Source organism: Brevundimonas sp. (assembly GCF_036677305.1).
Taxonomy (GTDB): Bacteria; Pseudomonadota; Alphaproteobacteria; order Caulobacterales; family Caulobacteraceae; genus Brevundimonas.
Map to the genome: position 1 here is coordinate 1 of NZ_JAKFEB010000039.1, position 6,768 is coordinate 6,768.

The 6,768-nt window shown below is 72.2% G+C and carries 6 protein-coding genes; 4 read left to right on the forward strand and 2 right to left on the reverse strand.

Annotation, left to right across the window (positions count from 1 at the left end):
* Nucleotides 1–572: 572 nt before the first annotated feature.
* From V6M42_RS02385 to V6M42_RS02400, 4 genes are all read left to right on the forward strand, one after another.
* Nucleotides 573–842, forward strand: a complete 270-nt coding sequence (locus tag V6M42_RS02385) for a hypothetical protein (protein ID WP_332657275.1) — start codon at nt 573–575, stop codon at nt 840–842.
* A 188-nt stretch (nt 843–1,030) separates the two neighbouring features.
* A complete protein-coding gene (locus V6M42_RS02390) occupies nt 1,031–1,393 on the forward strand; it encodes a hypothetical protein (RefSeq protein WP_332676889.1) in 363 nt (120 codons plus the stop codon).
* A gap of 102 nt (nt 1,394–1,495) precedes the next feature.
* Complete coding sequence (gene mnmD, locus V6M42_RS02395) at nt 1,496–3,319, forward strand: tRNA (5-methylaminomethyl-2-thiouridine)(34)-methyltransferase MnmD (RefSeq protein ID WP_332676891.1); 1,824 nt, start codon at nt 1,496–1,498, stop codon at nt 3,317–3,319.
* Between the two features lie 34 nt (nt 3,320–3,353).
* Nucleotides 3,354–3,779 carry a DUF6491 family protein gene (locus tag V6M42_RS02400; protein WP_332657278.1) on the forward strand — a complete coding sequence of 142 codons (426 nt, stop codon included), beginning with the start codon at nt 3,354–3,356 and terminating at the stop codon, nt 3,777–3,779.
* Here V6M42_RS02400 and scpA read toward each other — a convergent pair.
* Together scpA and V6M42_RS02410 are read right to left on the reverse strand one after the other, a co-directional pair.
* Nucleotides 3,776–5,929, reverse strand: coding sequence for a methylmalonyl-CoA mutase (gene scpA, locus V6M42_RS02405; RefSeq protein ID WP_332676893.1), 2,154 nt, complete (start codon nt 5,927–5,929; stop codon nt 3,776–3,778). The two genes, V6M42_RS02400 and scpA, sit on opposite strands and share 4 nt — an antisense overlap.
* Nucleotides 5,926–6,768, reverse strand: an 843-nt coding sequence (locus V6M42_RS02410; RefSeq protein WP_332676895.1) for a methylmalonyl-CoA mutase family protein, incomplete at its 5' end; no start/stop codon positions are given. The genes scpA and V6M42_RS02410, both read right to left, overlap by 4 nt.

A 6,768-nucleotide genomic window follows, 5' to 3' on the forward strand; every position in this document is an offset into this window, starting at 1 on the left:
TTCACCCGTTGTCACGAACCCGGGAACGGCTTGGGCCGCCTCCGGTTATATCTGCGGCGATCGTGAGGACCGGCGGTCCCTCGCCGGGCGATCGCCGGGAGGTTCGCCCATGAAGCTCATGATCCCAGTTCTGGCCGCCGCCGGGTCGTTGGCCCTCGCCGCCTGCTCCGGCGAAGACGCCGCGCCGAAGACGGACGCAGCCCCTGAAGCCGCGACCGACACGGCCGCGACAGACTCCACGACACCGCCGGCCCCGACCACGACGGCGCCCGCCGATGGAAGCGCGACGGCTCCGGCGCCCATGCCGCCGTCGGACGGGACGACCCCTCCGGGACAGACTCCGCCGACCCTTCCGACGGAACCGTCCACAACCTCGCCGGCCACCAGCCCGCCGCCGCAATAGTCGGCCCTGGCAGCGGTGCGGCGTCGAAAAGAAGCGCCAGAGGAAGTGGTTGCGTTACATCGGTTCACGAATGCGTGAGAATTTCGCTTGCGCTCCTGCTCACGATCCCGTTATCTCCGGCATTGCGAGGATTCATGACCTCGTGTGACCCTTCTGAAGGAAGAAAACCATGCGCATCACCGCTCTGATCGCCGCTTCGGCCGCCGCTCTGGCCCTGGCTGCTTGCCAACCCGCCGCCGAAGACAAGGCCGCTGACGCTTCGGCCGACGCCGCTGCCGCCGCCGACACCGCCACGGACGCTGCTGCGACCGCCGACGCTGCCGCCGCCGACGCCACTGCCGCCGCCGCGACCGCTTCGGACGCCGCTGCCGCTGCTCCGGCCGCCGACGCCGCCATGGCCCCGGCTGCCCCGGCTGCTGAAGAAAAAGCCGCTCACTAAGAGCGACATCGACACGGGCCCTCGGGCCTTGTTGAACGAAAGGGTCGTCCTCACGGGCGGCCCTTTTTTCTTTGCCTGATCGCCTTCGGGAACATCGGTCGCCGACGGGATTTTCCCTTGTGCACAAAGCTTGGCGGTCGGCATCCTGATGGTCGGGACCGAGCCGCCCGCAACCAGAGGATCCACCGATGAGAACCGCCGCCCTGATCGCCGCCGCCGCCGCGGCCTTCACCCTGTCCGCCTGCAACCAGCCCGCTGACGATGCGACCGACGCCACGACCGAAGCCGCCGAGGCCTCGGGCGCCGCCGTCGACACGGCCGCGACCGGCGCCGGCGGTTCGGCCGGCGGAAGCGCCTCGACCGGAACTTCGGGGGGTTCGGCCTCCGGCTCCGCCTCCAGCTCGGGCGCGAGCGGCCAGACGATGACGTCTTCGGGCAGCGCGACGGTCACGGACGGCGCGATGGCGCCTTCCGCCCAGCCCGCCGCCGCCGGCGACAACAAGACCGACACCGAGCGCCGCCTGAACCCGCCGCAGAACAACCAGCAATAAGACGCCCGGGTCTGCGTTGAAGGGGCCGCCTCCGTCCGGGATTCCGGACCGGGGGCGGCCCTTTTTTCTTGCCCGCGGCGGAGACGCGTATAGGCCGTGGTCATGGCCGAAGACCGCTCGCCCCGCCTGATCTGGACCGAAGACGGCGCCCCGCGTTCGGGCCGGTTCGACGACGTCTATTTCTCGCGCGAGGACGGGCTGGCCGAGACGCAGGCGGTGTTCCTGGCCGGCTGCGGCCTGCCGGAGGCCTGGGCGGGGCGGCGGCGGTTCACCGTGGCGGAACTGGGCTTCGGCACCGGGCTGAATATCGCGGCCCTGCTGGAGCTGTGGCGCCGGGAGGGGCCGGCGGGAGGGCGGCTGCACGTGTTCTCGGTCGAGGGCTTTCCGCTCCATCGCGAGGAGGCGGCGCGCGCGCTTTCGGCCTGGCCCGCGCTGGGCGAGGCCGCCGAAGCGCTGCTGGCGGCCTGGCCGGCGCCGACGCCGGGGTTTCACCGGCTGGATCTGCCGGGGTTCAACGCCGTGGTCGATCTGGCCGTCGGCGAGGTGGAGTGGGCGCTGGCGCAATGGACCGGACGGGCCGACGCCTGGTTCCTGGACGGGTTCGCGCCCTCGACCAATCCCGCCATGTGGTCGGATGCGGTGATGGACGGGATCGCGGCGCGGTCGGCGCCGGGGTCGCGGGTCGCGACCTTCACCGTCGCGGGCTCGGTGCGGCGGGCGCTGGCCGGGCGCGGGTTCGAGGTCGCCAAACGTCCGGGACACGGGCGCAAGCGCGAGCGGCTGGAGGCCTGGCTGCCAGCGATCGCGGACGGGGCGTCGGGCGAGGCGGCGTCTCCGTCGGTGGCCATCGTCGGCGCGGGAATCGCGGGCGCCTCCCTGGCGCGGGCGTTCGCCGGGTCGGGCGTGCGGGCCCGGGTGGTCGAGGCGGACCGGCCCGGCGCCGGCGCTTCGGGATTTCCGGCCTCTCTGGTCACCCCGCGGCTGGATGCGGGGGACGAAGGCATCGCCGCCCTGTTCGCCCAGGCGCTGGAGCGGGCGCGGGCGCTGTACGCCGCCGCTCCCGGCGCGATCGTCGCCCAAGGGGTGTTCCAGCTGGAGCAGCAACCGCGCGACGCCGTCCGCTTCGGCAAGATCGCCGCCCAGTCGGCGTGGCCGGCGGGGTCGATGGCGGTTTTCGAGGCCGGGGCGGCCGCCGAACAGCTGGGCGAAGCTGTCGGCGGCGGCCTGTTCATGGCCCAGGCCCTCGCCTTGCGGGCGGCGCCTGTGCTGGAGCGCTGGCTGGAAGACGCGGACCTGATCACCGCCGGCGTCGCGGGCCTTGAGCCCCATGGCGACCGCTGGCGTCTGGTCGACGGCGCGGGCGGGACGATTCTCGAAGCCGATATCGTCGTCATCGCCGCGGGCTGGGGGACGGCGGGCCTCTGGCCCGAGGGGGCGTTGTCCCCGGTGCGGGGACAGGCGGACTGGGTGGAGGGCGTGGAAACCTCGCCCATCGCCTGGGGCGGCTATGCGGTCCCGACCGGAGGGGGGCTGCTGTTCGGGGCGACCCACGACCGGGGCGAGGTTTCCACCGAGGTCCGGCCCGGCGACAGCGCCCGCAACCGGGCGGTGCTGGCCGGCCGCCTGCCTGAACTGGCGGCGCGGGTCGAGGCGGCGGGGCAGGGACAGGCGCGCGCCGCCGTCCGGGCGACCACGCCCGACCGCATGCCCCTGGCGGGCGCGGTTCCGGGAAGGCCGGGGCTCTTCGTGCTGGGCGGCCTGGGCTCGCGCGGCTTCTGCGCCGCGCCCCTGCTGGCCGAACATGTGTCCGCCCTGGCGCTGGGCGACGCATCGCCCCTGACGCTGGACCTGGCGGCGCGGGTTGATCCGTCGCGATCGTCAAAGGCGGCCGGGCTTGCGCAACCGATCGACAAGGCGGACGGTTGAGCGCTCGTAGACGCCCCATGACCCGGAGTTCGCCATGCGCGCCCTGACCGCCAGCGCCGTCGTTTCCGTCCTCGCCCTCGCGGCCTGCGCCCCGACGGAGGCGGGCGGCCGGACCACCGGCACGGCCTATAGCGGCGGCGAGCCCCAGCCGCGCCGGTGTTTCAGCGTCCAGCAGGTCAGCAACTACACCCGGGGCGAGCGCGATCAGGTCTTCCTGCGGGTCGGCCGGCGCGACGTCTACGAACTGACCGCTGCGGGCGGGTGTCCGGACATGGATTTCGCCCAGCAGATGGCGCTGATCCCCGACGGCGGGGCCGTCGGTTCACGGATCTGCACCGACGACTGGGCCCGCGTCGTGGTGCCGGGCTCGACCTCGCGCGTCAGCACCTGCCGCGTGCGCGTCAGCCGTCAGCTGACCGAGGCGGAGGTCGCCGCCCTGCCGCCGCGCCACAGACCCTAGGTCGGGCCCTGGCGCTTCTGGGCGTAGCCGAGCCGCTGGTTCAGCTTCTCGATCAGGTCGATGGCCGTGTCGGCGATGACCGAGCCGGGCGGATAGACGGCGGCCGCGCCCATGTCGATCAGGGTCTGGACGTCCGACGGCGGGATGACGCCGCCGACCACGATCAGGATGTCAGGCCGGCCCAGCTTCTCCAGCTCGGCCTTCAGTTCGGGCACCAGCGTCAGATGGCCGGCCGCCAGGGATGAGGCGCCGACGGCGTGGACGTTGCGCTCCACCGCCGCCTTCGCCGCCTCTGACGGGGTCTGGAACAGGGAGCCGGCCGTGGCCTCGAGGCCGAGGTCGCCATAGGCGGTGGCGATGACCTTCTGGCCCCGGTCGTGGCCGTCCTGACCGAGTTTGGCGATCAGGATGCGCGGCGGGCCGCCGTCGTTCTCGACAAAGGCGGCGACCATGTCGCGGGCGCGGGCGATCTTCGGATCGGCGCCGGCCTCCTTCGCATAGACGCCGGAGACAGTCTTCACCGTCGCCACGTGGCGGCCGAAGGCGGCCTCCAGCGCGTCGGAGATTTCGCCGACCGTGGCGTAGGCTCGGGCGGCCTGCACCGCGAGTTCCAGCAGGTTGGCGGTACCCCGCGCGCCCTCGGTCAGGGCGTCCAGCGCCGCCCGCGTCTTCGCCTCGTCGCGTTCGGCGCGGAGGCGTTTCAGCTTGTCGATCTGGGCCGCGAGAACGGCGGCGTTGTCGACCTTGAGCATCGGGATGTCGTCGACGGCGTCGGACAGGTAGCGGTTCACGCCGACGACCGTCTGCTGGCCCGTGTCGATCCGGGCCTGCGTCCGCGCCGAGGCCTCCTCGATGCGCATCTTGGGCACGCCGGCCTCGATGGCCCTGGCCATGCCGCCGAGGGCCTCGACCTCGGCCATCAGGACGCGGGCCTTGTTCGCCAGCTCGTGGGTCAGGCGTTCGACGTAGAAGCTGCCGCCCCAGGGGTCGATGACCCTGGTCAGGCCGGTCTCCATCTGCAGCAGCAGCTGGGTGTTGCGCGCGATCCGGGCCGAGAAGTCGGTCGGCAGGGCCAGGGCCTCGTCCAGGGCGTTGGTGTGCAGGCTCTGGGTCTGGCCGCCCGCGGCGGCCATGGCCTCGACCATGGTGCGCGGCACATTGTTGAACACGTCCTGGGCAGCCAGCGACCAGCCCGATGTCTGGCAGTGGGCGCGCAGGGACAGGGAGCGGGGGTCCTTGGCGCCGAATTTCGACACGGCCTCGGCCCACAGCAGGCGGCCGGCGCGCAGCTTGGCCACCTCCATGAAATAGTTCATGCCGATGGCCCAGAAGAAGCTCAGACGCGGCGCGAACCGGTCCACGTCCATGCCCGCCGCGACGCCCGCCTTCAGATATTCGACGCCGTCGGCGAGGGTGTAGGCCAGCTCCAGATCAGCCGAGGCCCCGGCCTCCTGCATGTGGTAGCCGCTGATCGAGATGGAGTTGAATTTCGGCGTCTCGGCCGCGGTCCAGGCGAAGATGTCCGACACGATCCGCATCGAGGGCTCGGGCGGATAGATGTAGGTGTTGCGGACCATGAACTCCTTGAGGATGTCGTTCTGGATGGTCCCGGTCAGGTCCTTGTGGGCGACGCCCTGCTCCTCGGCGGCGACGACATAGAGGGCCAGGATCGGCAGGACGGCGCCGTTCATGGTCATCGACACCGACATCTGGTCCAGCGGGATGCCGTCGAACAGGGTCCGCATGTCGTAGATGCTGTCGATGGCCACGCCGGCCATGCCGACGTCGCCCTTCACCCGCGGATGGTCGCTGTCGTAGCCCCGGTGGGTGGCCAGGTCGAAGGCGATCGACAGTCCCTTCTGACCGGCGGCGAGGTTGCGGCGGTAGAAGGCGTTTGACGCCTCTGCGGTCGAGAAGCCGGCGTACTGGCGGATGGTCCAGGGGTTGCCCGCGTACATGGTCGGATAGGGACCGCGCACATAGGGCGCGATCCCTGGCAGGCCGTGGATGAAGTCCAGGCCTTCGACCGCGCCGGGGCCGTAGGCGGTCTCTACCGTCAGGCCCTCGGGGGTGTTCCAGGCGTCGCGGGCCGGGCCGGCGCCGGTCGAGCCGAGATCGAGCGCGATTCCGGTGAAGTCGGGCGCGCTCATTGGCCGGCCTCCGACGCTTCTGTCTCGAACGGCTCGGCGAACCGGATCGGGGTCAGCGGGTCGCAGGCGTCGCCGCCGCTCCGGATCGCGGGCCTTGCGTCGGGCTCGAACGGCGCGGGACGAGGGTCGGGATCGACGAATTTCGTGACGCCCACCAGATGGGCGGCGCCGCCGGCGAGGGCGGCCTCGCGTTCGGCTCGGGCGGCGGCGACGCGGTCCTGGATGTCGCCGGTGCGCAGGGCGACGATCAGGCCGCCTTCGCCCTCGATGCGCTGGAATTCGGCCCAGCCGGCCTCGGCCAGATCGCGGGTGCGGGCGTCGAGGAACCAGGAGCCGGCGGCGGGATCGTCGACGCGGCCGAGGCTGGATTCCTCCATCAGCACGGCCTGGGTGTTGCGGGCCTGACGACGGGCGAAGGCGTCGGACCGGCCGTTGGCGCGCGACAGGCCGTCCAGCACGACCGCGTCCGCTCCGCCCACGGCTCCGGCGAAGCCCGCAGCGGTCAGCCGCAGCAGATTGGGCCAGGGGTCGCGGGCGGAGAGCATGCGGCGCGACGAGCGGGCCTCGATGACGGCGGGGGTTTCAGTCCCGAACGCCTTGCCGATGGAGCGCCAGATCAGGCGCAGGGCGCGGACCCTGGCGAGGCCGTCGAAATATTCCTGGTCGACCGAGACGCCGAGGACCGTCCCCTTGAGGGCCTGTTCCGCGCTCATGCCGGCCGCGACGGCCGCGCGGATCAGGGCCACGGCGTTGGCGGCGGCGAAGCCCAGTTCCTGGGCGATGGAGCCGCCGGCCTCATGCACGACCCGGCCGCTGGCGAGGAAGAAGCAGGCATTCGG

What these genes read in the sequence shown, in the direction of transcription:
- V6M42_RS02385 (WP_332657275.1), top strand. Translation starts at nt 573, where the DNA reads ATGCGCATCACCGCTCTGATCGCCGCTTCGGCCGCCGCTCTGGCCCTG.
- V6M42_RS02390 (WP_332676889.1), top strand. Translation starts at nt 1,031, where the DNA reads ATGAGAACCGCCGCCCTGATCGCCGCCGCCGCCGCGGCCTTCACCCTG.
- mnmD (WP_332676891.1), top strand. Translation starts at nt 1,496, where the DNA reads ATGGCCGAAGACCGCTCGCCCCGCCTGATCTGGACCGAAGACGGCGCC.
- V6M42_RS02400 (WP_332657278.1), top strand. Translation starts at nt 3,354, where the DNA reads ATGCGCGCCCTGACCGCCAGCGCCGTCGTTTCCGTCCTCGCCCTCGCG.
- scpA (WP_332676893.1), bottom strand. Translation starts at nt 5,929, where the DNA reads ATGAGCGCGCCCGACTTCACCGGAATCGCGCTCGATCTCGGCTCGACC.